The sequence below is a fragment of the Zoogloea sp. LCSB751 genome, assembly GCF_002028455.1.
Taxonomy (GTDB): Bacteria; Pseudomonadota; Gammaproteobacteria; order Burkholderiales; family Rhodocyclaceae; genus Zoogloea.
In genome coordinates, this window is record NZ_MWUM01000345.1 from 1 (window position 1) to 258 (window position 258).

Below are 258 nucleotides of genomic sequence, written 5' to 3' on the forward strand. Positions count from 1 at the left end.
ACTCGCCCTATTGCCGTTAGGGATTATTTTATGGACGCTTTGGCGCCAGCATGCAACTAACAGTGCATGGAATCGTTATATTGCGCCACATTTGGCCAAAATGTTAGTCACAGAAGGTTCACAAAAGTCCCGCAGGCCGCTGTATATCTTGGCCTTTTCTTGGTTTATCGCCGTGTTAGCGTTAGCGGGACCCGCACTCAATAAACAATCTTTGCCCGTCTTCGCCGCGGAGCAAGGCCGAGTGCTGGTGATGGATAT

Annotated in this window: 1 protein-coding gene; it reads left to right on the forward strand. The window is 50.0% G+C overall.

Annotation, left to right across the window (positions count from 1 at the left end; genetic code table 11):
• The coding region (locus B4920_RS30155; RefSeq protein WP_216820090.1) for a hypothetical protein at nucleotides 1-258 on the forward strand (258 nt) is incomplete at both ends.